The following is a 26366-nucleotide window of genomic DNA, read 5'->3' as shown; positions in this document are numbered from 1 at the left end:
CGAAAGCGCCAGCGTATTCTTCCTTTCGGAAACGAAAGGAACGCATGGCCGCGATCACGAAGCGACCCACCCGTCTCTCCGACGGCCGGGAGCTCATCTACTACGACGACGCCGACACGAGTCTGTCGCCCGCGCGCAAGCCGGACGGCCGGGAGCCGGCCGCTCGTCCCGCGACCGCCGCCATGCGGCAGGATCCGCTCACCGGCGAGTGGGTGTCCATCGCCGCCGCGCGGCAGAACCGCGTCATGCTCCCCCCGGCCGAGCTCGACCCGCTCGCGCCCGCCTCGCCGACCAATCCGTCCGAGATCCCCGACCTGTACGACGTCGCCGTCTTCGAGAACAAGTCGCCGTCGTTCGGCCCGCTGCTCGAAGACGGCAACGCACCGGAGAGTATCGAGGACCTCGCGCAGGTCGGCCTCGACCGCACCCGCACGTCCGTCGGCCGCTGCGAGGTCGTCTGCTTCAGCCCGGCCACCGCCGGCGCGTTCGGGAGCCTCACGCCGTCGCGCGCGCGGACGGTCATCGAGGCATGGGCCGACCGGACCGCCGCGCTCTCCGCCCTGCCCGGGGTGCGCCAGGTCTTCCCGTTCGAGAACCGCGGCGAGGCGATCGGCGTCACACTGCACCACCCGCACGGCCAGATCTACGCCTATCCGTACATCACCCCGCGCACCTCCGCCCTCATCCGCTCGCTCGACTCCTACGGGCCGACGCTGTTCGCCGACATCCTGGAGCGCGAGCGGGCGTCCGAGCGCGTGGTGCTCGCGGGCGAGCACTGGACCGCCTTCGTGCCCTTCGCCGCGCGCTGGCCGATCGAGATCCACGTCCTCCCGCACCGCCACGTCGCCGACCTCACCGAGACGAGCGCCGCCGAGCGCGACGAGCTCGCGACGCTGTACCTCCGGGTGCTCCGCGGGGTGGATGCGCTCTACGACTCCCCGACGCCGTACATCGCCGCGTGGCACCAGGCCCCGGTCGGCGTCCGACGCGACGAGATCCGGCTCATGCTCCAGCTCACCTCTCCCCGCCGCGGCGCGGATAAGCTGAAGTTCCTGGCCGGCTCCGAGGCCGCCATGGGCGCCTGGGTGGGCGATGTCCCGCCGGAGCAGGCCGCCGCCGCGCTGCGCGACGCCGTCGCGAAAGCGGACCGCGAGAACCCGGTCGGCGACCTGCCGGTCCGGGTGACCGGGCTCGTCACCGAGCCCGTCGCCGCCAGCGCCCCCACGACCGACCGAGAGGCTGACCGATGACCGACCTGCGCACGGGTGTCCGCGACGACTTCGCCGAGGTGTTCGGCCGCGAGCCCGACGGCGTGTGGTCGGCTCCCGGCCGCGTCAACCTGATCGGCGAGCACACCGACTACAACCTCGGCTTCGTGCTGCCCTTCGCGATCAACCGCCGGACCGTCGCCGCCGTCGGGGCGCGCGACGACCGCATGCTGCGCGTCGGGAGCACCTTCGCCGACGAGCTGGTGGAGGTGTCCCTCGACGAGCTCGGCCCGGAGGTGCTGAGCGGCTGGTCGGCCTACCCGCTGGGCGTCGCCTGGGCGCTCGGCGAGTTCGGGACCGACCTGCAGGCCGTCCCCGGTGTCGACATCCTGATCGACTCCAACGTTCCGGTCGGCGCCGGCCTGTCGTCGTCCGCCGCGATCGAGAGCGCCGTGCTGGTGGCCCTCGACGAGCTCTGGCGGCTCGGTCTGGACCGCCGCACGCTCGCGCGGGTCGGACAGCGCGCCGAGAACGTCGCCGTCGGCGCCCCGACCGGGATCATGGACCAGTCCGCCTCGCTCCTCGGCCGCCGCGACGCGGCCGTCTTCCTCGACTGCCGGTCGCTGGAGTCGCAGATCGTTCCGCTCGGCCTCGAGGAGGCCGGGCTCGAGATCCTCATCATCGACACCGGCGTCACGCACGCCCACGCCACCGGCGGGTACGCCGACCGGCGCGCCTCCTGCGAAGAGGGTGCGCGCATCCTCGGGGTCGACGCGCTCCGGGACGTCTCGGTCGCCGACCTGGACCGTGCGCGCGAGGTGCTCGACGACGTGACGTTCCGTCGCGTCCGCCACATCGTGACCGAGGACCAGCGCGTGCTCGACACCGTGCGCACACTGCGCGAGCAGGGGCCGCGGGCGATCGGCGAGCTGCTCGACGCCTCCCACATCTCGATGCGGGACGACTTCGAGATCTCGGTGCCGGAGCTCGACCTCGCCGTCGAGACCGCGCAGGCGAACGGCGCGATCGGCGCGCGGATGACCGGGGGCGGCTTCGGCGGCTCGGCCATCGCGCTGGTGCCGTCCGACGCCGTCAGCCGGGTGCAGGTCGCGCTCGACGGCGCCTTCGCAGAGCACGCCTTCGCCGCACCGGACGTGTTCACCGTGGCGGCCTCGGAGGGCGCCCGCCGCGAGAGCTGACGCGAGGTGCTCGCCGTTGCGCTCCCGGCCGGCGTGTCGGGCGCAACGACGAGCACCTCACCGGGCTGTTCACCTGGGGTTTACCGGGGGTTGGAAGAATAGAGGGTGTGACTGGGGATGCTGCGCCGGAGGTGACCTGGCTGGACGGGGACACGGTCCAGGTGCGCCAGCCGAAGGGCTCGCACTGGGAGGCGCCGTTCCTGTTCCTGCTGTTCGGCCGCGAGCGCGCCCTGCTCATCGACACGGGTGCGACCACCGACGAGTCGGTCTTCCCGCTCCGGGCCACCGTCGAAGGGCTCATCGCGGAGTGGCTGCGCCGCAATCCCGTCGTGTTCGTCCGGCCGTATCCGCTCGTCGTGGCGCACTCGCACGCGCACCGCGACCACATCGCCGGCGACGCGCTGCTGCGGGACCGGCCGGGCACGACCGTCGTCGGCACCAGCCCCGCCGAGGTCATCGGCTTCTTCGGCTTCCGCTCCTGGCCGGACGACAGGGTCGCGTTCGACCTGGGCCGCCGCGTCGTCGACGTGATCGGCGGGCCGGGCCACGAGCCGTCCGCCGTGGTGTTCTTCGACCGCCGCACCGGCATCCTGTTCACCGGCGACACGGTGCTCCCGGCGCGCCTGTACGTGCGCGACCTGCCGCAGTACCGGGCGACGATCGAGCGGCTGATCCGGTTCCGCGACGACCCAACGGCGCCCGTACGGGAGCTGCGCGGCGCGCACGTGGAGATGTCCACCGAACCGGGCGTCGACTACCCCGCGGGCACGGTGGAGCAGCCCGACGAAGCGCCCCTGCCGCTGCGGCCGGGCATCCTGGACCGGGTGCTCGCCGCACTCGGCGACCTCCGCGGCGAGCCGGGCGAGCGGGTCGTGCGCAAACGGTTCGTGGTGGTGTTCGAGGGCTAGGGGCGGCGCGGTCGCCCGCCGAGGACGGCCAGCGTGAGTCCGCCGCCGATCGCCGCGTAGGTCGCGGCAGACAGGGCGAGGTCGCCGTTGTCGCTCCTCACGGTCCCCCGGCCGTCGGCTCGGCGCCAGTCGCAGACGCTGCCGATCGGCCAGAAGCTCCGCTGTTCGCCGACCACCGCCGGGGTCTCCGATACCACGGCGCCGGGAGGTGGAGTGCCGAAGCGCGAGCACGGGTTCTTCCATGCCGCGCCCAGCTGCATCACGCCGGCGTACAGTCCGAATCCGACGAAGAGGACGCCGACGCAGACGGCGAGCGTACGGCGGGTGGACGACCTCATGCGTCGACGGTAACGGCGATCACCGTCCCGCATCGTCCGCCTCCGGTCGGACGCGGCTCCGTCGTCAGGCCGACGCCGGCCCCGGCTCCACCGGCCCGGGCTCGCCGCCGGTGAGCCGGACCAGCTCGTCGAACGTGGTCGGGAACACCGTGTGCGCGTGGCCCGCCGCGGCCCAGACCTCCGGGTAGCCGGCGAGCGCCACATCCACCACGGTCCGCAGCGGCGCAGGGTGTCCGACCGGCGCGACACCGCCGATCGTCTGGCCGGTCGCCGCCTTCACGGTGTCGGCGTCGGCGCGGCGGATCCGGCCGCCCAGCCGCTCGCCGAGGAACTGCGTGTCGACGCGGTGCGCGCCGGAGGTCATCACGAGGAGCGGCTCCCCGTCGATCGTGAAGACGAGGGAGTTGGCGATCGCGCCGACCTCGACGCCCAGCTCCGCGGCGGCCGCGACGGCGGTCGGCGTGGCGGTCTCGAACCACCGCACCCGCGGCTCCACCCCGGCGGCGAGCAGCGCCGCCTCGACGCGCTCGACGGCCGGATGCGTGCGCTCGGCGTCGGTCACGCCAGCTCCCGCTCCGCGGACTCGACGACGTTCTGCAGCAGCAGGGCGCGGGTCATCGGCCCGACGCCGCCCGGATTCGGCGACACCCAGGAGGCGACCTCGGCCACATCCGGTGCCACATCGCCCGCGACGACGCTCTTGCCGGTCACCGGGTCCTCCACACGGCTGACGCCGACGTCGAGCACGATCGCGCCCGGCTTGACGTTCGCGGCCGTGACCAGGCCCGCGACGCCCGCAGCGGCGACGATGATGTCGGCGCGGCGCAGGTGCGCGTCGAGGTCGCGGGTGCCGGTGTGGGTGAGGGTGACGGTCGCGTTGAACTCGCGGCGGGTGAGCAGCGAGCCGATCGGGCGGCCCACGGTGACGCCGCGGCCCACGACCACGACATCCTTGCCGCGGATGTCGATGTCGTGGCGCAGCATGAGCTCGATGACGCCCCGAGGGGTGCACGGGAGCGGGGAGGTGATGGGGCGGTTCACGTTCAGCACCAGGCGGCCGAGGTTCGTGGGGTGGAGGCCGTCGGCGTCCTTCGCCGGGTCGACCAGCTCGAGGATCGCATCGGTGTCGAGATGCGCCGGCAGCGGCAGCTGCACGATGAAGCCGGTGCAGTCGGGGTCGGCGTTGAGCTCCTCGACGACGGCCTCGAGCTCGGCCTGCGAGATGTCGGCGGGGAGGTCGCGGCGGATGGACGCGATGCCCACCTCGGCGCAGTCCCGGTGCTTGCCCGCGACGTACCACTGCGAGCCCGGGTCGTCCCCGACCAGAATCGTCCCGAGCCCCGGTACGACCCCCTTCTCGCGCAGCGCGCTGACGCGCTCCTTCAGCTCCGCCTTGATCTCTCCGGCGGTCGCCTTCCCGTCCAGAATCCGTGCCGTCACATTCTCTCCTTGCGCGCGAAGCCAACAGCTCCTGAGTTCTTCGAGCAGATCGGCGCGAAATGCTCGAAGAACTCAGGAACTGATGGTGAGGGGGGTGGGGTCAGATCGAGGAGGGGAGCTCGACCGGGAAGCCCTCCTGGCCGGACGGGGTCAGGCCGGGATAGAGCGGGAAGGCCGCGGTGAGGGCGTCGACGCGGGCGCGGAGGGCGCGGGTGTCGGCGCCGGGGCGCAGCGCGAGGGCGATGATGTCGGCCACCTCGGTGAACTCGGTGTCGCCGAAGCCGCGGGTCGCGAGCGCCGGAGTGCCGATGCGCAGGCCGGAGGTCACCATCGGCGGGCGCGGGTCGAACGGCACCGCGTTGCGGTTCACGGTGATGCCGACCTCGTGCAGCACGTCCTCCGCCTGCTGGCCGTCGAGCTCCGAGGTGCGCAGGTCGGCGAGCACCAGATGCACGTCGGTGCCTCCGGTGAGCACGTCCACGCCGGCGGCGCGGGAGTCGTCGGCGGTCAGCCGCTCGGCCAGAAGCTGGGCGCCGCGGATGGTGCGGGCCTGGCGGTCCTTGAACTCCTCCGTCGCCGCGAGCTTGAACGCGGTCGCCTTCGCCGCGATCACGTGCATGAGCGGTCCGCCCTGCTGGCCGGGGAAGACGTTGGAGTTGAGCTTCTTGGCGAGCTCCATGTCGCGGCTGACGATGAAGCCGGAACGCGGGCCGCCGATGGTCTTGTGCACCGTGGAGCTGACGACGTCGGCGAAGGGCACGGGCGAGGGGTGGAGCCCGGCGGCGACGAGGCCGGCGAAGTGCGCCATGTCGACCCAGAGCTTGGCGCCCACCTCGTCCGCGATCTCGCGGAAGGCGGCGAAGTCGAGCTGGCGCGGGTAGGCGGACCAGCCGGCGATGATGACCTGCGGCTTGTGCTCCAGCGCCTTGTCGCGCACGACGTTCATGTCGACGAGGAAGGTCTCCGGGTCGACGCCGTACGACACGGCGTTGTAGAGCTTGCCGGAGAAGTTGAGCTTCATCCCGTGGGTCAGGTGGCCGCCGTGGGCGAGCTCCAGGCCCAGGATGGTGTCGCCGGGCGTCGCGATCGCCGACAGCACCGCGGCGTTGGCCGAGGCGCCGGAGTGCGGCTGGACGTTGGCGTACTCGGCGCCGAACAGGGCCTTCGCCCGGTCGATCGCCAGCTGCTCGGCGATGTCGACGTACTCGCAGCCGCCGTAGTAGCGGCGGCCCGGGTAGCCCTCGGCGTACTTGTTGGTGAGCACCGAGCCGACGGCTTCGAGCACCGCGCGCGGCACGAAGTTCTCGGAGGCGATCATCTCGAGGTAGTCGCGCTGGCGACCGAGCTCGAGCTGCAGCACCTCGGCGATCTCCGGGTCGACCTCGGAGAGCGGGGCTGTGAAGGTGGAGGGCAACGTGTCGGTCAAAACCGGCTCCTTCGGACAGGGGTGGACCATCTGCGTATCGACCCAGGCGCGCGGCCGAATCCACCCGTGTTCAAGGAGGTTGCGTGTCGCTCCCCGATGGTGACCATCTGAGCGCCAGTTGCGACCTGGCCAGCATAGCAAAGCGGGCGGTGGGCGGAACCCTTGCCCATAAGTAAAGGCTCCTGCAATACTCGCTGTGGCCGACCCTCGTGGGGCGGGCGACGTCGGCCCCCCGTCCCCGACGTGCAAGGAGCCAGCGTGGTCGTGCCCCGCCCTGTCCGCATGGACCAGCTGGACGCCGCCCCCTTCACCCTCTCCCCCGCCGCCCGCATCAGCGTGGCCGGCCCGGGCGCCCACGACGTCGCGGTTCTGCTGCGCGCAGAATTGGCGACGGATTGCGGCCGCCTGCCTGCGATCGTGGACGAGCCCCCCGCGTTCGGCGACATCGCCATCGTGATCGCACCGGGCGAGGGACCGCACGGGGACGGCGCCGACAGCGAGGAGGGCTACACGCTGGAGGTCGCGGCGGAGGGCGTGCGCATCGGCGCGGCCACCCCGGCCGGCGCGTTCTGGGGCGCGCAGACCCTCCGGCAACTGCTGCCCGCAGACGGCGGCGACGCGCCCACGATCGACGCGGTGAACGTCCACGACCACCCGCGCTTCCGCTACCGCGGGGCGATGCTGGATGTGGCCCGCCACTTCTTCACGCCCGCCGAGGTCGAGCGCTTCATCGACGCGATCGTGCTGCTCAAGGTCAACCACCTGCACCTGCACCTGACCGACGACCAGGGCTGGCGCCTCCAGATCGAGTCGTGGCCCGACCTGACCCGCGTCGGCGGCTCGACCGGCAGCGACGGCAGCCGCGGCGGCTCCTACACGCAGCGGGAGTTCCGCGACCTCGTCGCGTACGCCGCCGCCCGGCACGTGACGATCGTGCCGGAGATCGACATGCCCGGGCACACCAACGCCGCGCTCGCGTCGTATCCCGAGCTCACCGCGGACGGCGTCGCGCCGGAGCTCTACACCGGCCGGGAGGTCGGCTTCAGCAGCCTCCGGTCGGGCGACGAGACGACGCGCCGGTTCGTGCGGGACGTCGTGCGCGAGGTCGCCGCGCTCACTCCCGGCCCGTTCCTGCACCTGGGCGGCGACGAGGCGCTGAGCACCACGCCCGGCGACTTCGCGGAGTTCGTCCGGGATGCCGCCGCCGTCATCGCCGCGAACGGCAAGATCCCGGTCGGCTGGCACGAGGTGGGGAAGGTCGAGGGTCTTCCGGCGGGGACCGTCGGCCAGTACTGGGATTTCACGACCCCGCGTGACCGAGCGGCCGACCTCGCGCTCGCCTTCGTCCGCAACGGCGGGTCCGTCATCCTGTCGCCCTCCGACGCCGCCTACCTCGACATCGTGTACGAGGACGGCGACACGATGGGCCAGGACTGGACCGGCGGCCCGACCACGCTGCGCGACTCCTATGCCTGGGACCCGGCCCGCATCGTGCCCGGTCTCGGAGACGCGCACATCCTCGGCGTCGAGGCGCCGCTCTGGACCGAGACGGTCCCGACCATCGAGGACGTCGAGGAGATGGTGTTCCCGCGCCTGGCCGCGGTCGCGGAGATCGGCTGGTCCCCCGCCCCGGCCGACACCGAGCCGGTCGAGTCCGCCCGCGACCTCGAGGAGTTCGCCGAGCGGGTGGCCGTGCTGGCCGAGCACTGGGACGCGGCAGGGACCCGCTACCGGCAGGTGCCCGAGGTGCCATCGCGGCAGCTGGCCGCGGAGCCCGGCGCCGGCTGAACCGGCACCACCCGGATCACGGGTACCCGATGAACCACAGCAGCACGAGCGCCACCGGCTGCAGCGCGATGCAGGTCAGCAGCGCGGCCTTCCGCGCCCTGCGGTGGCGCGTCAGCCCGCGGGCCCCGGCCAGCGGCGCGAGCGGCAGCAGGAGCCGGAACGTGCTCTGCTGCGGGAGGAACACCGCGAACAGGTACAGCCCGTAGCTCGCCGCGTACGCGATCACCTCGGTGCCGAGGGCTCGCACGGACGGCCGGGTGAGGATCCAGGTGTAGCCGGCGACGATCCCGATCACGATCACGGCACCGAGGATGCTCAGGTACCGCCAGCTGAGCAGGAACCACGGGGTCAGCGGAACGAAGGCGACGTTGCCGATGAAGCCGGTCCACCACGACAGCTCCGTGCTCACGTAGGCGTCGCCCGTGCCGGTGACGACCGCAGCGATGATCGGCCACGCCATCCCGGCGACCGCCATGAGCGCGCCGGTGACGAGCATGGTGAGCTGCTCGCGCGGCCGGAATGCGTCCGTCCCACGGCGGGCGCGCACGAAGCGCACGACCAGCACGATCGCGAGGGCCAGCGGGAGCGCGAGCGCGCCGGGCCGCGTGAACGCGGCAGCCACCCCGAACGGCAGCATCACCCAGTAGCGGCGGTGGATCATCGCGAGCAGCGCCGCGAACATCAGGAAGAAGAACAGCGTCTCGGCGTACGCGATCTGCAGCACGAACGACAGCGGGCTGAAGCAGAAGAACGCCGTCGCCCAGAAAGCGCTGGAGACCCCTGCGCGCGCCGCGACCAGCCGGAACAGCACGACGCTCGCCGCCGCCCCGAACAGGATCGCCACGGTGAACCCGGCCGGGTAGAAGCCGAGCCCGGTGACGAACATCAGCCCGCGCACGATCAGCGGGAACAGCGGGAGGAACGCCCACGGGTTCTGCTGCACCGAGCCGTCGGCGTCGAGCGGGAGCGAGGTCGGGTAGCCCTGCTCGACGATCTGGCTGTAGTACGAGCCGTCCCACGAGCCGGAGAACGTGAAGAACGTGGGGTTCATCCGGGGGCTGGCGAACTCCCAGTGGCCGACGGTGGCGGCGATGAACAGGGCGAGCATCAGCGCCGTCGTCAGCAGCCGCGAGACGGCGTAGACGACCAGCACGGCCGCCCACCACGGGACCTCGCGGCCGGCGAAGCGCAGCCGGCGCGGTACTCCCAGCGGTTCGGCGGCGACCGGTCGCCTGGTGCTCGTCGTGCCCGCTGTCATCGTCCCATCCGGTTCGGCCATCCGCTGTCCGCCATCTTGGATGGTACCCGCCGAGGCGGGTCCGCGGGCACGGGTCGACGCGGCGTCGCGCTCCGCCCCGTCCATGGGACGCAACACGCCGTTATGCGCCAGCGTGAACGGCGTGTTGCGACCCATGGATGCCGCGTCGCGACCCATGGATCAGGGGCGGCGCTCCAGGCGGCCCACCACCGCGACGAGCACGACCGACACGAGCAGCAGCGCGACGTAGCACCACGGCAGCACCATCAGCCCGCCCGCGTCGAAGATGAGCGAGCCGACCAGCGCACCGCCGCCGATCCCGATGTTGAACGAGGTCGTGTACAGCGCGCTCGCGGTGTCGCGGAACGCCGGCGACGACATGTGCAGGAGGCGGGTCTGCAGGAGCGGCGGGAGCGCGCCGAAGGCGAGGCCCCAGAGCAGGAACGCGACGAGGGCGGCCACCGGCTGCGCGGCGACCAGGGCGAGCACCGCGACGGACAGCCCGGTGACCAGCAGCGTCACGATCAGCCCCAGCTGCGGGCGCGGCCCCAGCACGGATCCGGCAAGCAGCAGGCCGCCCGCCCCGGCAATGCCGTAGACGAACAGCAGGGCCCCGACGTTGCCCGCGGCCACGCCCATCGGGCCGGTGAGGAAGGGCACGACGAACGTGTAGAACGCGTAGTGGCCGACCATCGTCACGGCCGCGATCACGCACACCATGACGACGGCGGGGATGCTGCGGTCGCGAACCTTCGGCGCCGAGCGGTCCCGGCGGCGCGACGACGCGCCGTCCGCATCGCGCTGCACAGCGGGCAGGAACCTCCAGATCACCAGCGCGCCCACGACCATCAGCCCGGCCAGGAGCCCGAACGACAGCCTCCAGCCGAACACATGGCCGGCGAACGTGCCGAGCGGCACGCCGAGCACGAAGGCGAGCGTCCCCCCGCCCAGCGTGATCGAGACCGCGCGGCCGATCTGCTCCTTGGGCACGAGGTGCCCGGCGTAGGCACCGACGATCGACCAGAACATGCCGTGCGCGACACCGCCGAGGATGCGCGAGCCGACGACGAACTCGTAGCTCGGAGCGATCGCGGTGAGCCCGTTCGAGACGGCGAGCACGAGGAGGATGCCGATCAGCAGCCCGTGCCGCGGCCAGCGCCGCGTCAGCGCGGTCAGCGGGGTGCTGGTCACGACGACCGTGAACGCGAACACGGTCACCAGCAGGCCGATCTGCGCCTCGCTCACGCCGAGCGAGGCGCTCATGTCGGGCAGGAGCCCGGTCGGGATCATCTCGCTGGTCACCGACAGGAAGGTCGCGGCGGCGAGGGCGATCAGCCCCGTCCAGGGGAATTTCGGCGCGACGCGCGCCGGGGTCGTCGAAGTGGCAGTCATACCGGATCTGTCCAACGGATGGCGTTCCCCGGCCATTCCGCGCGGTGCGCGTCCCGGAGTCGCCGGGGGGAATGGCGGGTCGACTACGCGCCGATGTGCGCGCCCAGGGCCGTGCGGGAACCGCCGACCACACCCGATTCTACCGGAGGCCGTCAAGCACGGCCGCGGAGTCCGTGATCTCGATGAGGGGCGCGTAAAGGGCCATCGCATCCAGCGCACGCCGGTGGTCGTCGTCGCTCAGGCCGGCGCAGGCGTCCGCGGCCACCCGGATGTGCACGCCGGCGTCGGCGGCGCCGAGGGCCGTGCTGAGCACGCAGCAGTCGGTCGAGACACCGGCGAGCACCACCTCCGTCGAGCCGCGCAGCGCCTCCCGCAGCGACGGGCCCCACTTGCCGAAGGTCGGCTCGGTGACGACCGCGTGACCGGTGTCGCGGAACGCGAGCACCAGGTCGTAGATCGGGTCGTCCGCGGGGACGAGCGCGAACGGCCACTGCTCGTAGTACGGCACCCAGGCGCCTTCCGGACGCTCAGGAGCGATGAAGCGCGTGAAGACGACGCGGTCGCCGAACGCCGGCACGAGGCCCGCGATCGTCGCCTCCGCCTCCGCGAACCGCGGCGTGAACCACGGGCTCGCCGGGTCGCCGAACACCTGCTGCATGTCGACGACGACGAGGGTCGCGTCGTCGGTCACCGCTGCTCCTGGCGGCGCACGGCGTTCCGCGAGAACAGCAGGGTGCCGAGGTAGCCGATCACGAGGGCGACGAGCACGCCGAGGTTGGCGAACGCCCAGTCCCCCTGCTTGCCGCCGAGGGGACCCAGCAGGTAGCCCTGCCAGCTGAGCCAGTCGGCGTAGGTGTTCGTCACCAGGCCCCAGCCGATCGCCGTGCCGATGACGATGAGCGCGATCGGCAGCCAGCGCACCGAGCCGTAGCGCCCGTTCCTGTCGTACAGCTCGGCCTCCGCGTAGTCGCGCTTGCGCAGCTGGATGTCGGCGACGAAGATGCCGCACCACGCCGCGATCGGCACGCCCAGGGTGATGAGGAAGCCCTGGAACGGACCGATGAAGTCGGTGGCGAAGAGCACGACGTAGATGGCGCCGGCGGTCATGATCACGCCGTCGATGCCCGCCGCGACGTACCGCGGCACGCGGACGCCGACGCTCAGCAGCGCCAGGCCCGAGGAGTAGATGTCGAGCACCGCACCGCCGACGAGGCCCAGCACGGCGACGATCACGAACGGCACCAGGAACCAGGTCGGGAGCAGGGTGGCGAGCGCGCCGATCGGGTCCGCCCCGATCGCCTGGCTCAGCTTCGTGGACGACCCGGCGAGCAGGATGCCGAAGATCAGCAGGATCACGGGCGCGAGCGAGGAGCCGAACGTCGTCCACCCCACGACCGCACCGCTGCGGGAGGAGCGCGGCAGGTAGCGGGAGTAGTCCGCCGCCGCGTTCACCCAGCCGAGTCCGAACCCGGTGAGCATGAAGACGAAACCGCCGATCACATGAGGCGCGTCGCCGGCGGGGAGCGCGGCCACGGCGCCGAGGTCGATGTGGTTCAGCACGAGAAGGATGTAGAGGACCGTGAGCACGCCGGTCACGATCGTGATCACCATCTGCATGCGCATGATCAGGTGGAAGCCGACCACCCCGCCGACGATGACGAGGGCCACGACGACGATGAGCGCCACCAGCTTGGTGACGATGCCGCCCTCCCAGCCGAGCTGCTGGAACACCGTCGCGGTGGCGAGCGCCGCGAGCGAGACGAGCACCGTCTCCCACCCGACCGTCAGCAGCCAGGACAGGAACGACGGGACGCGGTTGCCCTCGACGCCGAACACGGCCCGGCTGAGCACCATCGTCGGGGCCGAGCCGCGCTTGCCCGCGAGCGCGATGATCCCGCACAGCAGGAAGGAGGCGACGATGCCGACGACGCCGATGATGGTCGCCTGCCAGAACGAGATGCCGAAGCCGAGCAGGAACGACCCATAGCTGAGCCCGAACACCGAGACGTTCGCGCCGAACCACGGCCAGAACAGGTCGCGCGGCCGTCCCTTCCGCTCGCTCTCGTGGATGGTGTTCAGCCCGTTGAGCTCGACGTTGAAGGCGGACGCCGCGCCCGTCCGGGCGTCGGGCGTGTCCTCGCCGGTGGTGGTCATGCACCGATCGTGGTGCACGCTGCGGCGATCGTCAACTTCCGACGCGCGTCAGGCCGCCCAGGGGTCCAGCACCGGGATGCCCACATCGGTGAAGTCCTTGTCGCGCGTCGCGATCGCATCCGCTTCGACGGCGATCGCCGTGGCGGCGATCATCGCATCGGCCAGCGCGATCGGACGGCCCGCCGCGAAGCGGAGCGACGTGATGTTCGCGCACTCCGTCGCGGCGAGCGCGTCGAACGCCAGAGTCCTGCGGTGGTAGCGCTCAAGGACCTTGAGGACCATCTCGGCCTTCGCGTCTGCATCAGGGCTGTCCTCCATCCGGTTGACCCCGGTCAGCATCTCAGCCATGGTCACGGTGGTGATGTAGAGGTCGGCTTGGCTCGCCCGCTGATACCAGCGGATCACGTTCGGATCCGGTCGACGCTTCGTCAGTTCCGAGAGGACGTTCGTGTCGACGACGATCATCAGTCCCACGCCTCGACCCGGTTGCGGATGAACTCGACGAAACCGAGCTTGGGAATCTCCGGACGAGGATCGACAGGCTCTCCGACCGCAGCCTGTCCGACGATGTAGTGCAACTCTTGGTCCACCGTGCGCCGAGAACCCGCGGCCAGCCGTTCGATCACCTCGTACAGGTCCTCGTCGATCCCGAACGTCACCGAAACTTGCTTCATCATGGATGCCCCCTAAATGCAGACATATTTTGGATATCAATCCATACTAGCAGCCCCTCCGGATGCCGCTACCCTGATCAGGTGACCGACTCGTCCCCCTCCAACCACTGGGTGCTCACCTTCAGCTGCGCCGACCGTCCGGGCATCGTGCACGCCGTCAGCGGTGCGATCGTGGCGGCCCGCGGCAACATCACCGAGAGCCAGCAGTTCGCGAGCACCGACACCGGGCGCTTCTTCATGCGGCTGCAGGTCGAGTCGGAGGCCGGCCGGGACGAGTTCGAGGACGCCCTCGCCCCCGTCGTCGAGCGCTTCGGGATGACGCACCGCGTCGACAACGTCGGCCGCCCGTTGCGCACCCTCGTGCTGGTGTCCAAGGCCGCCCACTGCCTCAACGACCTGCTGTTCCGGCAGCGCGCCGGCCAGCTGCCGGTCGAGATCCCGCTCGTGCTCTCCAACCACGACACGCTGAGCGACCTCGCCGGGTTCTACGGCGTCCCGTTCGAATCGCACCCGGTGAGCGGCGCAGAGGACAAGGCGGCGTTCGAGCGGCGCATCCTGGACGCCGTCGAGGAGCACGACATCGAGCTGGTCGTGCTCGCCCGCTACATGCAGATCCTGTCGCCGGAGCTGTGCGAGCGGCTGGCGGGGCGTGCGATCAACATCCACCACTCGTTCCTCCCCGGCTTCAAGGGGGCGAACCCCTACCGCCAGGCCCACGCCCGCGGGGTCAAGCTGATCGGCGCGACGGCGCATTTCGTCACGAGCGACCTCGACGAGGGCCCGATCATCGAGCAGAACGTCGTGCGGGTCGACCACACCAACACGGTGCAGGAGCTGGTGGCGATCGGACAGGACGAGGAGAGCCGCACCCTCACCCAGGCGGTGAAGTGGTTCGCGGAGGACCGCGTGCTGCTCGACGGCGCCAGGACGATCATCTTCCGGTAACGGTGGCCCCGTAAACTGGCCAGGTGACTTCCGCGCCCGATCAGCATCCCGCCGTCAAGGTGGGCGTCAACGACGTGCTCCGGTTCGTGCTCGAACTGTTCGCCATCGTCTCGCTCGGCCTCTGGGGCTTCCTGGCGTGGCCGCTGCCCTGGAACATCCTGATCGGCATCGGCGCTCCCGTCATCGCGATCCTGCTCTGGGCCCTCTTCCGCTCGCCGAAGGCGGTGCTCCACGTCGACGCGTTCGTGAAGGCGATCGTCGAGGTCGTCGTCATGGGATCGGCGGCCTTCGCCTGGTGGGACCTCGGCCAGCCCGTGGTCGCGATCGTGTTCGCGGTGGTCGCCACGGTCAGCGGCGTCGTCAACGGACGGCGCGAGTTCGCATGAGCGGCCTCGTCGTCCACAGCGCCCGCAAGCTCGATGCGGACGGGCGCTCCGACGACTTCTGGCTGGCGGCCGACGGCGCGCACATCGTCGCCACGGGGACGGGCGCGGGATGGCGCACTCACGCCGCCGGGGCCGACGTCGCCGTGATCGACGGCCAGGGCCGCTGGCTCACCCCCGGCTTCATCGACCTGCACTGCCACGGCGGCGGCGGTCACCCCTACGACGACGGCGTCGACGAGATGCGCGCGGCCCTCGCCACCCACCGGGCCCACGGCACCACCCGGTCGCTGGTCTCGCACGTCGCCAACCCGCTCGCCTCCCTCCGGGAGAGCCTCGGGATCGTCGCCGAGCTGACGGCGAGCGACGCCCTGGTGCTGGGTTCGCACCTCGAGGGCCCCTTCCTCGCGCCCGAACGACGGGGCGCGCACGACGCCCGCTTCCTGCGCGACCCGGAGCCGGAGGCGGTCGAGGAGCTGCTCGGCGCCGCGCGCGGCACGCTCCGCACCGCCACCATCGCGCCGGAGCTGCCGAACGCGCTGGAGGCGATCGGCGTGCTGATCGAGGCCGGCGTCGTCGTCGGCGTCGGGCACACCACCGCCGACTACGCCACGGCCGCCCGCGCGTTCGAGGTGGGCGCGCGGCTGCTCACCCACGCGTTCAACGCCATGCCGGGCATCCACCACCGCGCGCCCGGGCCGGTGATGGCGGCCGTCGAGAACCCCGAGGTGACGCTCGAGCTCATCCTCGACGGACTGCACGTGCACCCGTCGGTCGCCGCCCTGCTGTTCCGGGAGGCGCCGGGCCGCGTCGCACTCGTGACGGACGCGATGGCCGCGGCGGGCGCATCCGACGGCGACTACCGCCTGGGCGGTCTCAACGTGACGGTCCATGACGGGCTGGCCGTCCTATCCGGCACCGACACGATCGCGGGCTCGACCCTGACCCAGGATGCGGCCCTCCGCAACGCCGTCACCCTCGCCGGCGTCGACCCGGTTGCCGCCGTGACCGCCCTGACCCGCACCCCGGCGCGCGTCCTCGGCGAGGACCACCGCCTCGGCCGGCTGCGCGCCGGCTACCTGGCCGACGCCGTGCTGCTCGACCACGACTGGCACGTCCGCACGGTCGTCGCCGACGGCGCCGTCCTCCCCGGCTGACCCGCTCCTCATCCGACAGCTCCTGAGTTCTTCGACCGAATCGCGCCGATCGGGTCGAAGAACTCAGGAGCTGTCGGCTCGGGCTCGGCCCTAGAGGGTCTGCCAGGCGGGCTTGTTGGCGTACGCGTAGCGGTAGTACGCGAGGTTGCGCAGCCGCGAGGCGGCGGCCTCGTCCACCAGCACGGTCACGTGCGGGTGCAGCTGGATGGCCGACCCCGGGTTCGAGGCCGACACCGGCCCCTCGACCGCGCCGGCCAGCGCCTCCGCCTTGCCCTCGCCGAACGCCAGCAGCATCAGGTGCCGCGCCTTCAGGATGGTCGAGAGCCCCTGGGTGATGCAGTGCATCGGGACGTCGTCCTCCGAGGCGAAGAACCGCGCGTTGTCCTTGCGGGTCTGCTCCGTCAGCGTCTTCACCCGGGTGACCGACGCGAACGAGGAGCCGGGCTCGTTGAACCCGATGTGCCCGTCCGTCCCGATGCCCAGCAGCTGCACATCCACCCCGCCGGACTCGGCGATCGCCTTCTCGTAGTCGGCGCCCGCGTGCTCGATCCCCTGCAGCGATCCGTTCGGCACGTGGATCAGCGACGGCGTGAGCCCGAGCGGCTCCACCACCTCCCGCGTGATCACCGCCCGGTACGACTCGGGGTGGTCGGCCGGCAGACCCACGTACTCGTCCAGTGCGTAGCCGCGCACGTGCGAGACGTCGACGCCGCGTTCGCGGATGCCGCGCTCCAGCGCCCGGTACACAGCGAGCGGCGTCGAGCCCGTCGCCAGCCCCAGCACGGTGTCCGGCTTGGCGGCGATCAGGTCGAGGATGCTGCCCGCGGCGAGCTCGCCCGCGGCATCCTGGTCGCGGACGACGACGATTTCGGCCATCAGTTCTCTCCTACGAGGGCCGCTCCGAGCGCGGCGACGGGGGTTCCTTCCGGGACGAGGCGCACCCGCGCAGGGAGGTCGAGCGACGCCAGGAACGGCGACGTGCGCTCCCAGTCGTGCAGCACCTCGTGGACGTCACCGAGCAGGCGCTCCCCCAGGTGGCTCAGTCCGCCGCCGATCACGACGGTGCCGACGTCGACGGTGAGCACGAGGATGCGCACCGCGGAGGCGATGCCCTCCGCCAGCCTAGCCTTGATCGTCAGTGCCTCGCGGTCGCCGTCGGCGGCCGCGGCGAACAGCGCGCGCACCGGAAGCGGGTCGCCGGTCGGCCACTGGCGCGCGATGCCTGAGCCGCTCGCGACGGTCTCGAGGCAGCCGCGCTGGCCGCAACCGCACAGGGCGCCCGCCGGGTCGACCGGGATGTGGCCGATCTCGCCCGCGATCCCGGTGCTCCCCCGCCACAGGCGGCCGTCGACGACGATGCCCGCCGCCATCCCGGTGCCGAGGTTCAGGAAAGCCATGGTCCCGCTGAGCCGCAGCAGGTGGTAGGTGCCGAGCGCCGCCGCCTTGACGTCGTTCTCGACCCGGACGCCGACGCCGAGCCGGCCGGCCAGCATGCCGCCGAGCTCGAGCCGCTCGAGCCCCAGGTTGACGGCGTGGGCGACGTGCCCGGAGACCGTGTCGACCATCCCGGGCACGCCGACGCCGATGGACTGGAACCCCGCAGGCGACAGGCCGGTCAGCTCGCCGATGCGCGACACGGCCGTCACGGCCGTCTCGACGACGGCCGTGTGCCCGAACCCGGTGGCGAGGCGCACGCGCTGCGCGAGCGCGCCGCTCTCGTCGACGGCGACCGCGTCGGTCTTGGTGCCGCCGATGTCGATGCCGAGCCTCACGAGCCGCGACCGAGCAGTTCGAGCAGCGCCCGGCCGACCAGCCGGGAGGCGCCGAAGGTGGCGATGTCCGCGTACGCGCGGTCGGGTGCAGGCCAGCCCATGTCCACGACGACCACGTTCTCACGTTCCGCGCGCAGGCGGTCGATCGCCGCACGGGCGAACGCGTGACGATGGAGGTCCTTCCCGACGACGAGCACCGGCAGAGCCGGGTCGAGCGCGAGCACGGAATCCCTGTCCGCCCCTTCGGTGAGCACCGCGACCGGGTTCGCCGCGAAGGCCGCCGCAGCCGGATCCCCCGGATCGGCCTGCGCCGCAGCGAACGGCCCCCACGGGGCCACCCCGACCGCGATGTTCGCCACCGTCTCGACCCGCACCACCGAGTACGTTCTTCCGCCGTGCGCCCTGACCCACGCCCGCCCCGCCTCACTCACATCGAAGCCCCCCACCGTCGAGTCCGCAGAGACTGCACAGTCCTCCGGCGTGTCGCGTGCAGTCTGTGCGGACTCGACGGGGGCGGACCCGACGGGGGCGGAGAGGGCGTGGACGCGGTGGGCGGCGTCGGCTAGGCGAGCGGGGGTCAGGCGGGAGGTTGCGACGGCGTGGGCGATGGCGTCCTCGATCGACTGCAGCTGGGCGTCGGTGTTCTCGGTGCCGATGCAGAGCAGGTCGCAGCCCGCGGCGAGCGCGAGGACCGCCGCCTCCGGGATGCCGCGTTCACCGCTGGCGCCGTGCATGTCCAGGGCGTCGGTGACGATCACGCCGTCGAAGCCGAGGTCGTCGCGCAGCATCCCGAGGATGGCCGGGCTCATGGTGGCGGGCAGCTCCGGGTCGAGCTGCGGCAGCAGGATGTGCGAGGTCATCACGGCCCGGGCTCCGGCTTCGACGGCGGCGCGGAACGGCACCAGCTCCCGCTCACGCAGCACCTCCGCCGGAACGTCGACGACGGGCAACTCCAGGTGCGAGTCCGCGGCGGTGTCGCCGTGACCCGGGAAGTGCTTGGCGGCGGCCGCGATGCCCGTGGACTGCAGCCCGCGCGTCCAGGCGGCCGCGTGCCGCGCGACCAGCTCGGGCGAGGCGCCGAAGCTGCGCACCCCGATCACCGGATTGTCCGGGTTCGAGTTGATGTCGACGTCGGGCGCGAAGTCGAGGGTCACGCCCGCGCGGCGCAGCTCCTCCCCCACCCGGCGTCCGACGCGCTCGGTGAGGGCGGTGTCGTCGAGGCGGCCGAGCACGGCGTTGCCGGGGAACGGCGACCCGGTGGCGTAGTGGAGCCGCGTGACGTCGCCGCCCTCCTCGTCTATCGCGATGACCGCGTCGGGGTTGGCGGCGCGGATGGCGTCGGTGAGGGCACGCAGCTGCTCGGGCGACGCGATGTTCTGCCCGAACAGGCAGATGCCGCCGAGGCCGGCGCGCAGCCGCGCCTCGAGCCACGCGGGCAGGGTGGTGCCGACGAAACCGGGAAGCAGGGTCGCGGCGATGCTCCGGCGCAGCTCCGCGTCCGCCGGGGCGGTCGTGACGGAGGCGCCGCTCACCCCTTCACCGCCCCGCTCACCAGGCCGCTGGTCATCCGGCCCTGCACGATCAGGAAGAAGATGATCACCGGGACGGCGACCAGCGTCGACGCCGCCATGACCTGTCCCCAGTCGGTGGCGCGGGAGGCGGACTGCTGCACGAAGCCGCGCAGCCACAGCGGCAGGGTCGCGCTGCTCGACTGCGGCAGGATGACGAGCGCGACGGTGAACTCGTTCCACGCCTGCAGGAAGGCGTACACCCCAGACGCGACGAGCCCAGGCGCGAGCAGCGGGAACGTGATCCGCAGGAACGCCTGCGTGCGGCTCAGTCCGTCCACCATCGCCGCCTCCTCCAGGTCGGCGGGGATGCCGGCGACGAAGCCGCGCAGCATCCAGATCGTGAACGGCACGACGGCGGCGATGTAGAGGATGCTGACGCCCACGACGGTGTTGAGCAGACCCAGCGTGCCCATCAGCTTGTACTGCGCGATGAACAGGCCTTCGGCGGGCAGCATCTGGATGAGCAGCACTGCGAGCACGAACGAGCGCCGCCCGCGGAACTTGAACCGGCTGATCGCCAGCGCCGCGAGGAACGCGAACGCCAGGCAGCACACCACGGTGATGAGCGCGACGGCGAGGCTCATGCCCAGCGCCGGGAAGAACGTCCCGCCGGCGACCACCGCGCTGAAATTGTCGAAGGAGCCGCCGAACGGCAGCCACGTGGGTGTGGTGTTCTGCAGGATGACGTTCGGCAGCAGTGCCGAGTTCACCATCCAATACACCGGGAACACCCAGATCAGCGCGAGCACGACCCCGAGCGCACCGAGCAGCACGCGGGAGGGGCGGATGCGGCGGCGCGGGCGCGGGCGAGCCGTGGAGGTGAGCGTTCTGGTCGACGTCGCGGCGGTCACGATTCGTCCTCCTTGAGCAGCGAGCGGACGTAGAACCAGCTGAGGGCGACGGTGAGCACGAGCACGAAGACGCTGACGGCGCTCGCCATCGCGAAGTCGCTCGAACCGACGCCGAGCTGGTAGATGTAGGTGCCGAGCAGGTTGGTCTCGCTGGCGATCGAGCCCTTGTCCTGCAGCAGCTTGATCTGGGCGAACACGCGCAGGTCCCAGATGATCTGCAGCAGCAGCACGATCCCGAGCACCGGCCGGATGATCGGCAGGATGATGTAGCGCAGCCGCTGCCATCCCCGCGCGCCGTCCATCTGCGCGGCCTCGACCACCTCCGTGGAGACCTGGGTCAGCCCGGCGTAGACGGAGAACGCGACGAAGGGGACGCTCATCCACACGACGATGACCATCGCGACGAAGAAGAACGAGAGCGGATTCTGCAGCCAGTTGTGGTCCTGGAAGTCGAGGCCCCACGAGGTCAGCGTGTAGTTGACGACGCCGCGGCGCCAGTCGAACAGCCAGTTCCAGACGGTCATCGCGGCGACGACCGGCATGGCCCAGGCGAGCAGCAGGGCGACCTGCAGGATGATGCGGACGGTCCGGCCGACGGCGTTCATCAGGAGCGCCATCCCGATGCCGATCACGACGGTGACGAAGGCGGTGACCAGGCAGAACGCGATGGACCGGGCCACGACGACCCAGGTGTACGAGTCGGAGAACAGCGTGATGTAGTTCTCGAACCAGACGAACTCGGCCGGCTTGCCGAACTGCTGGGCGAGGCCGAAGTGCTGCATCGCGGTGACGAACTGCCAGACGATCGGGTAGCCGAGTGCGACGAGCAGGATGACGATGGCCGGGAGCAGCAGCACGTACGGCGCGATCCTGCCCCGGCGGCGGCGGGGCTGCGTCGCCGCGGGTCGCGGCGCCTGCGGCAGGACCAGGCGGGTGTCCTCTGTGGCGGTCACGGGCGTCCTCCCTCCTTGGGTGAAGTCTTGTTGACGCGACACGCCGTGCCGGCGCATTCCGGCACGGCGCGTCGCGTCAATCGGGTGGAGTCGATCAGCTCTTGGCGTTCAGCATGCCGTCGAGCTTCTTGTCGTACTCCTGCGCCAGCGCCTTGAGGTCGGCGGCGTCACGGATCTTGGAGAAGAACTCCTCCATCACGTTGCCGGCCTCGACGCTCGCCCAGCCGGGCGCGGCCGGGGTCAGCTTGGAGTTGGACGCGGACGCGATCAGCGCCTTCGCGAACTGGTCGTCGCCGAGCGAGGAGGTGTACTTCGCGTTCGCCGGGCCGAGGCCGTTCTTGCCCAGCATCTCCTGGTACTCCTTCGAGAAGATGATCTTCAGGAGCGTCTTCGACAGGCCCGGCTCGGAGGTCTTCGCCGAGATGCCGATGTTGGAGCCGCCGGCGAACACCGGGGCCGGCTTGCCGTCGTTGCCCGGGAGCACGTAGGTGCCGAAGGTGGCGTCGTTCCAGGTGCGGACCGGCTTCCCGTCCTTCTGCGACAGGTCGCCGATCGACCAGTGCGCCCATCCCGGAGCCATGATGGTGGCCGCCGCGAGGGAGGTGTCACCCGTCTTGTTGCCGTTGGCGTCGAGGGTCTGGTCGGTGTCGTTCAGGTAGATGTACTGGTTCGAGTCCTTGGCGTCATTCGGCGCCTTGGATGCGTTCTTGTACAAGTCCTGCAGCTGCTGGAGGCCCTTCAGCGAGTCGGCGGATTCGAGGGTGCCGACCCACTTGCCGTCCTTCTTCTGGGCGATGTCCCCGCCGTTGGCGAAGATCCAGGAGATGCCGTCGCGCCAGTCCTGGCCGCCGAGGAAGAAGCCGGAGAAGTTGCTGATGTTCTTCGGGTTCTTCGCGGTGATGTCGGCCACGGTGGTGTTGAACTGGTCGAGCGTGGTCGGCACCGTCGCGCCGGCCGCCTGGTAGACGTCCTTGCGGTAGAACATGTAGCGCGAGCCGAAGTAGTAGGGCAGCGTGTAGTTCTTGCCGTCGACCTTGCCCGCGTCGACGAACGACTGCAGCAGGTCGCTCCCGCCCAGCTCCTTGTACATGTCGGAGACGTCGAGGAACGCGCCGACGTTGGTGAAGGTCGGCGACTGCGTGTTGCCGATCTCGGTCACGTCGGGAGTGTTCTTCGCGTCGGGCAGGGCGGTCGTCAGCTTGGTGACGATGTCGCTCCAGTCCTGCTGCTCGATCTTGAGCGTGGCCCCGGTCTCTTTGTTGAACTCCGTCTTGAGGTAGGTGCGGAGCGCGTCCGGTGTGTCGGAGCCGACCAGCCACAGGGTGACGGTCTTGCCCTTGCCGTCGGTGCTCGCTGCGGTCGAGCCTCCCGAGGCGCATCCGGCGAGCACGAGAGCGGAAGCTGTTGCCACAGCGGCGAGGCCGACGAGCTTTCTCTTCATTGCTGGTTCCTTTCTTGAGTGTCAGTGGCTGCGGCTGCAGCGCACCGTCGGTGCAGGGGTCGGGTGTTTCGGGTCGTGCTGTGTCAAGAGACCCCGAGTTGTCCGGAGAGGACGAGTACGGCCGCGCCGCGCAGGACGATGTCCTGCCCCTGCGTGGTCATCCGGAGGGACAGATCGGCGTGGTTCTCGGCCATCGTCCGGTTCCGGAGCGTGTGGACGGTCGCCTCCGCGAGGGGGCCGTCGAGCAGTTCGGTCGGGCCGCTGAGCACGATCTCCGACAGGTTGAGGGCGCCGACGACCGGCGCGAGGGCGATGCCGAGCCGCTGGCCGGCCTCGCGGAGCAAGGGGGTCGCGTCGGCCCCTGCGGCGTGGGCGGCCTGGATGCCGCGCTGCAGCTGCGGGACGCTGAGCCAGTGCTCGAGCACCTGGTCCCGGCTGTAGGTGGCGTCGAGGCCGAGGTCGGTGCCGACCATGACCTGGCCGATCTCGCCCGCGGCGTAGTGGCTGCCGTAGACGAGGGCGCCGGCGACGAGGAGGCCCGCGCCGATACCGTGGCCGATCCGGATCAGCATCATGTCGCCCGCGGCGTCGCCGTACGTGTGCTCGGCGAGCGCGGCGACGTTCGCGTCGTTCGCGACGACGACGGGGAGGCCGGTGCGGGAGGCGAGCCGCTGCTGCAGCGGCAGGTCCTTCCAGCCGAGGTTCGGCGCGGTGAGGATGGTGCCGCTCAGGTCGACGACACCCGGCGACCCGACGCCGAGCCCGAGGATCGGGGCCGTGGCGGCGGCGACGAGCCGGTCGACGAGTGCGTCGACCTTGGCGGCGGCGGTCTCGCCGGTGGCGGCGGATCCCCCCTCGTCATCGGCGAGCATAACCTCGGCCCGGGCGAGGATGGCGCCGTCGAGGTCCATGACAGCACCGCGGAAGCGGTCGTGGTCGCTGAGGTCGACGCCGACGATCTGGTGGGCGCCGCGGTCGATGTCGAGCAGCACGGCGGGCTTGCCCGGCCGGGCGGACTCGCGCTGGCCCAGCTCGACGACGAGCCCTTCGGCGAGGAGTTCCGCCACGAGGTCGGAGACGGTGACGCGCGTGAGGCCGGTCTCGCGAGCGAGGTCGGCCCGGCTCAGGCGGCCGCAGCGGTAGAGCGTCTGCAGCACCAGGGAGCGGTTGTGGCTGCGGGCGTGCTCGGGCAGCACTTTCACGCGGGGCCGGAGCACCCGGCCCGGGCCCAGCCCATTGGCGCCACCCTGCACCTCGGTCGTCGTCATGTTTGTTAGTAAACCTTACGAACAAATAAATCGCAAGAGACGAAACGAAGTCGTTACACGACGGTGGACTCCGGCATCCGACCGGACTCCGGAGTGGCGCAGGGCTACGCTCCAGGCATGACCGACTCCCCCGCCGCCGCCCGCACCCCGTTCTCGCTCACCGGCTCCCGAGCCCTCGTCACCGCCGCGAGCCGTGGCCTCGGGCGGGAGATCGCACTCGAACTCGCCGGCCAGGGCGCCGACGTCATCCTCGGCGTCCGCGACCCCGGCGGGTCCGCCGAGCTCGTCGAGGAGCTGCGCGCGTTCGGCGTGGAGGCCTCGGCCATCCGGATGGACGTGCTCGACCTCGCCGCCTGCCGTTCCGCCATCGATGCCGCGGTCGCCGAGCACGGCCGCATCGACATCCTGGTGAACAACGCGGGCGGTGGAATCGACGCTCCGGCATTGGAGGTCACCGAGGAGGACTTCGAGCGCGTCTGGCAGCTCAATACGCGGTCGACGTTCTTCCTCTCGCAGCATCTGGCCAAGCACATGCGCGAGCACGGCGGCGGCGCGATCGTGAACATCGCCTCGCAGGCGGGGCTCGTCGCCCTCCCCGGCGAGTCGTCGTACTGCAGCGCGAAGGCCGCGGTCGTGCACCTCACCCGTTGCCTCGCGGTGGAATGGGGTGAGTACGGCATCCGGGTGAATGCGGTCGCGCCGACCTTCATCGAGACCGACGGGACCGCCGCCGCGCTCTCCGACGACGCATTCCGCGCCGACACCGTCGACCGCATCGCGGCGCTGCACCGCATCGGGCAGCCGCGGGAGGTGTCGGGCGCCGTCGCCTTCCTGGCCTCCCCCTCCGCCTCCCTCATCACCGGGGTCACCATCCCCGTCGACGGCGGGTGGACTTCCCGCTGACCCCTTAACGATTCGTGCCGAATGCGCGCAATCCGTGACGGAGAGCGCGCATTCGGCACGAATGTCGCGAGGGAGGGTTAGGAGAGGCGGGCCTTCAGGTTGGCGGCGATCGCGTCCAGGAACTCCTCGGTGGTGAGGAACTTCTGCTCCGGGCCGACCAGGAGCGCGAGGTCCTTGGTCATCTTGCCCTCCTCGACCGTCTTCACCACGACGTCCTCGAGGGTGTGGGTGAAGTCGATCAGGTCCTGGTTGCCGTCGAGCTTGCCGCGGTGCGCGAGGCCGCGCGTCCAGGCGAAGATCGAGGCGATCGGGTTGGTGGAGGTGGGCTTGCCCTGCTGGTACTGACGGTAGTGGCGGGTCACCGTGCCGTGCGCGGCCTCCGCCTCGACGACGGAGCCGTCGGGCGTGGTCAGCACCGACGTCATCAGGCCGAGCGAGCCGAAGCCCTGCGCGACCGTGTCGGACTGCACGTCGCCGTCGTAGTTCTTGCAGGCCCAGACGTAGCCGCCCTCCCACTTGAGACTGGAGGCGACCATGTCGTCGATCAGGCGGTGCTCGTAGGTGAGGCCGGCCGCGTCGAACTTCTCCTTGTACTCGGTGTCGAAGACCTCCTGGAACAGGTCCTTGAAGCGGCCGTCGTAGGCCTTCAGGATCGTGTTCTTGGTGGAGAGGTACACCGGGTACTGACGGTCGAGGCCGTAGTTGAAGGAGGCGCGGGCGAAGTCGCGGATGGACGCGTCCTGGTTGTACATGCCCATCGCGACGCCGGCGCCGGGCGCCTGGTAGATCTCGAACGACTGCGCCTCACCGCCGTCGGCCGGCTGGAAGCTCATGGTCAGCGTCCCGGGGCCGTCGAAGACGAAGTCGGTCGCGCGGTACTGGTCGCCGAAGGCGTGACGGCCGATGACGATCGGCTTGTTCCAGCCCGGGACCAGCCGCGGGATGTTCGAGATGATGATCGGCTCGCGGAAGACGACGCCGCCGAGGATGTTGCGGATGGTGCCGTTCGGGCTCCGCCACATCTTGTTCAGGCCGAACTCCTCGACGCGCGCCTCGTCGGGCGTGATCGTCGCGCACTTCACGCCGACGCCGTGCTTCTGGATGGCGTGCGCCGCGTCGATGGTGATCTGGTCGTCGGTCTCGTCGCGCTTCTGGATGCCGAGGTCGTAGTACTCGAGGTTCACGTCGAGGTACGGGTGGATGAGAGAGTCTTTGATGGCCTTCCAGATGATGCGAGTCATCTCGTCGCCGTCGAGTTCGACGACCGTTCCGTCAACCTTGATCTTGTCCATGGTTCTCCTGGGGTGTCTGCCGTTTCAGCCGACGACAGCTTACCC

Annotated in this window: 26 protein-coding genes and 1 riboswitch; of the genes, 8 read left to right on the top strand and 18 right to left on the bottom strand. The window is 71.0% G+C overall.

The window, feature by feature from the left end; translation table 11 throughout:
- Positions 1-44 precede the first annotated feature (44 nt).
- From galT to HNO83_RS12245, 3 genes are all read left to right on the top strand, one after another.
- On the top strand, positions 45-1250 hold the full coding sequence (galT, locus tag HNO83_RS12255; protein ID WP_175337796.1) for a galactose-1-phosphate uridylyltransferase: 1206 nt from the start codon (positions 45-47) through the stop codon (positions 1248-1250).
- Positions 1247-2407 (top strand): galactokinase, encoded by a 1161-nt coding sequence (gene galK, locus HNO83_RS12250; RefSeq protein ID WP_175337795.1) that lies wholly within the window; start codon positions 1247-1249, stop codon positions 2405-2407. Before galT ends, galK begins: the two co-directional genes overlap by 4 nt.
- Before the next feature lie 107 nt (positions 2408-2514).
- On the top strand, positions 2515-3315 hold the full coding sequence (locus HNO83_RS12245) for an MBL fold metallo-hydrolase (protein ID WP_349627169.1): 801 nt from the start codon (positions 2515-2517) through the stop codon (positions 3313-3315).
- Here HNO83_RS12245 and HNO83_RS12240 read toward each other — a convergent pair.
- The 4 genes from HNO83_RS12240 to glyA all read right to left on the bottom strand — a co-directional run bounded on the left by HNO83_RS12240 (position 3312) and on the right by glyA (position 6549).
- Positions 3312-3653 (bottom strand): hypothetical protein, encoded by a 342-nt coding sequence (locus HNO83_RS12240; RefSeq protein ID WP_175337794.1) that lies wholly within the window; start codon positions 3651-3653, stop codon positions 3312-3314. The two genes, HNO83_RS12245 and HNO83_RS12240, sit on opposite strands and share 4 nt — an antisense overlap.
- A 64-nt stretch (positions 3654-3717) precedes the next feature.
- Positions 3718-4215 (bottom strand): YbaK/EbsC family protein, encoded by a 498-nt coding sequence (locus HNO83_RS12235; RefSeq protein ID WP_175337793.1) that lies wholly within the window; start codon positions 4213-4215, stop codon positions 3718-3720.
- Positions 4212-5093 (bottom strand): bifunctional methylenetetrahydrofolate dehydrogenase/methenyltetrahydrofolate cyclohydrolase, encoded by an 882-nt coding sequence (locus HNO83_RS12230; RefSeq protein ID WP_175337792.1) that lies wholly within the window; start codon positions 5091-5093, stop codon positions 4212-4214. The genes HNO83_RS12235 and HNO83_RS12230 overlap by 4 nt, the downstream gene beginning before the upstream one ends.
- A 100-nt stretch (positions 5094-5193) precedes the next feature.
- Positions 5194-6549: a serine hydroxymethyltransferase gene (gene glyA, locus HNO83_RS12225; protein WP_175337791.1), complete on the bottom strand. Its 1356-nt coding sequence runs from the start codon at positions 6547-6549 to the stop codon at positions 5194-5196.
- 3 nt (positions 6550-6552) lie between these two features.
- A riboswitch (ZMP/ZTP riboswitch) is annotated at positions 6553-6651 on the bottom strand.
- 126 nt (positions 6652-6777) lie between these two features.
- Here glyA and HNO83_RS12220 point away from each other — a divergent pair.
- A complete protein-coding gene (locus HNO83_RS12220) occupies positions 6778-8307 on the top strand; it encodes a beta-N-acetylhexosaminidase (RefSeq protein ID WP_175337790.1) in 1530 nt (509 codons plus the stop codon).
- A gap of 16 nt (positions 8308-8323) precedes the next feature.
- On the opposite strand, the gene HNO83_RS12215 is transcribed toward HNO83_RS12220, so the two are convergent.
- From HNO83_RS12215 to HNO83_RS12190, 6 genes are all read right to left on the bottom strand, one after another.
- Positions 8324-9565, bottom strand: coding sequence for a glycosyltransferase family protein (locus tag HNO83_RS12215; protein ID WP_249776694.1), 1242 nt, complete (start codon positions 9563-9565; stop codon positions 8324-8326).
- 180 nt (positions 9566-9745) lie between these two features.
- Positions 9746-10957 carry an MFS transporter gene (locus HNO83_RS12210; protein ID WP_175337789.1) on the bottom strand — a complete coding sequence of 404 codons (1212 nt, stop codon included), beginning with the start codon at positions 10955-10957 and terminating at the stop codon, positions 9746-9748.
- 139 nt (positions 10958-11096) lie between these two features.
- A complete protein-coding gene (locus tag HNO83_RS12205) occupies positions 11097-11648 on the bottom strand; it encodes a cysteine hydrolase family protein (RefSeq protein ID WP_175337788.1) in 552 nt (183 codons plus the stop codon).
- Positions 11645-13111 carry a purine-cytosine permease family protein gene (locus HNO83_RS12200; RefSeq protein WP_175337787.1) on the bottom strand — a complete coding sequence of 489 codons (1467 nt, stop codon included), beginning with the start codon at positions 13109-13111 and terminating at the stop codon, positions 11645-11647. The genes HNO83_RS12205 and HNO83_RS12200 overlap by 4 nt, the downstream gene beginning before the upstream one ends.
- 48 nt (positions 13112-13159) lie before the next feature.
- Positions 13160-13576, bottom strand: a complete 417-nt coding sequence (locus tag HNO83_RS12195) for a PIN domain-containing protein (protein WP_175337786.1) — start codon at positions 13574-13576, stop codon at positions 13160-13162.
- Positions 13576-13788: a hypothetical protein gene (locus tag HNO83_RS12190; protein ID WP_249776693.1), complete on the bottom strand. Its 213-nt coding sequence runs from the start codon at positions 13786-13788 to the stop codon at positions 13576-13578. Before HNO83_RS12190 ends, HNO83_RS12195 begins: the two co-directional genes overlap by 1 nt.
- A 78-nt stretch (positions 13789-13866) precedes the next feature.
- Here HNO83_RS12190 and purU point away from each other — a divergent pair, with 78 nt between their 5' ends.
- The 3 genes from purU to nagA are packed head-to-tail and all read left to right on the top strand — an operon-like array spanning position 13867 to position 16270.
- Positions 13867-14730: a formyltetrahydrofolate deformylase gene (purU, locus tag HNO83_RS12185; RefSeq protein ID WP_175337785.1), complete on the top strand. Its 864-nt coding sequence runs from the start codon at positions 13867-13869 to the stop codon at positions 14728-14730.
- A gap of 23 nt (positions 14731-14753) precedes the next feature.
- Positions 14754-15116, top strand: a complete 363-nt coding sequence (locus tag HNO83_RS12180; RefSeq protein ID WP_175337784.1) for a YrdB family protein — start codon at positions 14754-14756, stop codon at positions 15114-15116.
- A complete protein-coding gene (nagA, locus tag HNO83_RS12175; RefSeq protein WP_175337783.1) occupies positions 15113-16270 on the top strand; it encodes an N-acetylglucosamine-6-phosphate deacetylase in 1158 nt (385 codons plus the stop codon). Before HNO83_RS12180 ends, nagA begins: the two co-directional genes overlap by 4 nt.
- Positions 16271-16360: 90 nt before the next feature.
- Here the strand turns inward: nagA and nagB are convergent, their stop codons facing one another.
- From nagB to HNO83_RS12140, 7 genes are all read right to left on the bottom strand, one after another.
- Positions 16361-17146 (bottom strand): glucosamine-6-phosphate deaminase, encoded by a 786-nt coding sequence (gene nagB / locus HNO83_RS12170; RefSeq protein ID WP_175337782.1) that lies wholly within the window; start codon positions 17144-17146, stop codon positions 16361-16363.
- Complete coding sequence (locus tag HNO83_RS12165) at positions 17146-18042, bottom strand: ROK family protein (protein ID WP_175337781.1); 897 nt, start codon at positions 18040-18042, stop codon at positions 17146-17148. Before HNO83_RS12165 ends, nagB begins: the two co-directional genes overlap by 1 nt.
- The gene (nagZ, locus tag HNO83_RS12160; RefSeq protein WP_175337780.1) at positions 18039-19574 is read right to left on the bottom strand and encodes a beta-N-acetylhexosaminidase; all 1536 of its coding nucleotides are present in this window, start codon (positions 19572-19574) and stop codon (positions 18039-18041) included. The genes HNO83_RS12165 and nagZ overlap by 4 nt, the downstream gene beginning before the upstream one ends.
- On the bottom strand, positions 19571-20464 hold the full coding sequence (locus HNO83_RS12155; RefSeq protein WP_175337779.1) for a carbohydrate ABC transporter permease: 894 nt from the start codon (positions 20462-20464) through the stop codon (positions 19571-19573). Before HNO83_RS12155 ends, nagZ begins: the two co-directional genes overlap by 4 nt.
- Positions 20461-21417, bottom strand: a complete 957-nt coding sequence (locus HNO83_RS12150; RefSeq protein WP_175337778.1) for a carbohydrate ABC transporter permease — start codon at positions 21415-21417, stop codon at positions 20461-20463. Before HNO83_RS12150 ends, HNO83_RS12155 begins: the two co-directional genes overlap by 4 nt.
- Before the next feature lie 94 nt (positions 21418-21511).
- Entirely contained in the window at positions 21512-22858 is a 1347-nt protein-coding gene (locus tag HNO83_RS12145; protein ID WP_175337777.1) for an extracellular solute-binding protein, read from the bottom strand.
- 83 nt (positions 22859-22941) lie between these two features.
- Positions 22942-24126: an ROK family transcriptional regulator gene (locus HNO83_RS12140; RefSeq protein ID WP_175337776.1), complete on the bottom strand. Its 1185-nt coding sequence runs from the start codon at positions 24124-24126 to the stop codon at positions 22942-22944.
- Positions 24127-24243: 117 nt separating this feature from the next.
- On the opposite strand from HNO83_RS12140, the gene HNO83_RS12135 reads away from it, so the two are divergent.
- On the top strand, positions 24244-25029 hold the full coding sequence (locus HNO83_RS12135; protein WP_175337775.1) for an SDR family NAD(P)-dependent oxidoreductase: 786 nt from the start codon (positions 24244-24246) through the stop codon (positions 25027-25029).
- A gap of 77 nt (positions 25030-25106) precedes the next feature.
- Here HNO83_RS12135 and HNO83_RS12130 read toward each other — a convergent pair whose 3' ends face one another.
- Positions 25107-26321 (bottom strand): NADP-dependent isocitrate dehydrogenase, encoded by a 1215-nt coding sequence (locus HNO83_RS12130; RefSeq protein WP_175337774.1) that lies wholly within the window; start codon positions 26319-26321, stop codon positions 25107-25109.
- Between the last annotated feature and the right edge of the window lie 45 nt (positions 26322-26366).

The sequence above is a fragment of the Leifsonia sp. C5G2 genome (assembly GCF_013359685.1).
Taxonomy (GTDB): domain Bacteria; phylum Actinomycetota; class Actinomycetes; order Actinomycetales; family Microbacteriaceae; genus Leifsonia.
This window is presented reverse-complemented; position numbering and strand designations above follow the sequence as displayed.

Excerpts from the sequence above, each read along its gene's own strand:
- HNO83_RS12210 (WP_175337789.1), bottom strand. The coding sequence starts at position 10,957 with ATGACTGCCACTTCGACGACCCCGGCGCGCGTCGCGCCGAAATTCCCC.
- HNO83_RS12190 (WP_249776693.1), bottom strand. The coding sequence starts at position 13,788 with ATGATGAAGCAAGTTTCGGTGACGTTCGGGATCGACGAGGACCTGTAC.
- HNO83_RS12140 (WP_175337776.1), bottom strand. The coding sequence starts at position 24,126 with ATGACGACGACCGAGGTGCAGGGTGGCGCCAATGGGCTGGGCCCGGGC.
- HNO83_RS12135 (WP_175337775.1), top strand. The coding sequence starts at position 24,244 with ATGACCGACTCCCCCGCCGCCGCCCGCACCCCGTTCTCGCTCACCGGC.
- HNO83_RS12215 (WP_249776694.1), bottom strand. The coding sequence starts at position 9,565 with ATGACAGCGGGCACGACGAGCACCAGGCGACCGGTCGCCGCCGAACCG.
- galT (WP_175337796.1), top strand. The coding sequence starts at position 45 with ATGGCCGCGATCACGAAGCGACCCACCCGTCTCTCCGACGGCCGGGAG.
- nagB (WP_175337782.1), bottom strand. The coding sequence starts at position 17,146 with ATGGCCGAAATCGTCGTCGTCCGCGACCAGGATGCCGCGGGCGAGCTC.
- nagA (WP_175337783.1), top strand. The coding sequence starts at position 15,113 with ATGAGCGGCCTCGTCGTCCACAGCGCCCGCAAGCTCGATGCGGACGGG.
- HNO83_RS12240 (WP_175337794.1), bottom strand. The coding sequence starts at position 3,653 with ATGAGGTCGTCCACCCGCCGTACGCTCGCCGTCTGCGTCGGCGTCCTC.
- HNO83_RS12130 (WP_175337774.1), bottom strand. The coding sequence starts at position 26,321 with ATGGACAAGATCAAGGTTGACGGAACGGTCGTCGAACTCGACGGCGAC.
- glyA (WP_175337791.1), bottom strand. The coding sequence starts at position 6,549 with ATGGTCCACCCCTGTCCGAAGGAGCCGGTTTTGACCGACACGTTGCCC.
- galK (WP_175337795.1), top strand. The coding sequence starts at position 1,247 with ATGACCGACCTGCGCACGGGTGTCCGCGACGACTTCGCCGAGGTGTTC.
- HNO83_RS12195 (WP_175337786.1), bottom strand. The coding sequence starts at position 13,576 with ATGATCGTCGTCGACACGAACGTCCTCTCGGAACTGACGAAGCGTCGA.
- HNO83_RS12200 (WP_175337787.1), bottom strand. The coding sequence starts at position 13,111 with ATGACCACCACCGGCGAGGACACGCCCGACGCCCGGACGGGCGCGGCG.
- HNO83_RS12145 (WP_175337777.1), bottom strand. The coding sequence starts at position 22,858 with ATGAAGAGAAAGCTCGTCGGCCTCGCCGCTGTGGCAACAGCTTCCGCT.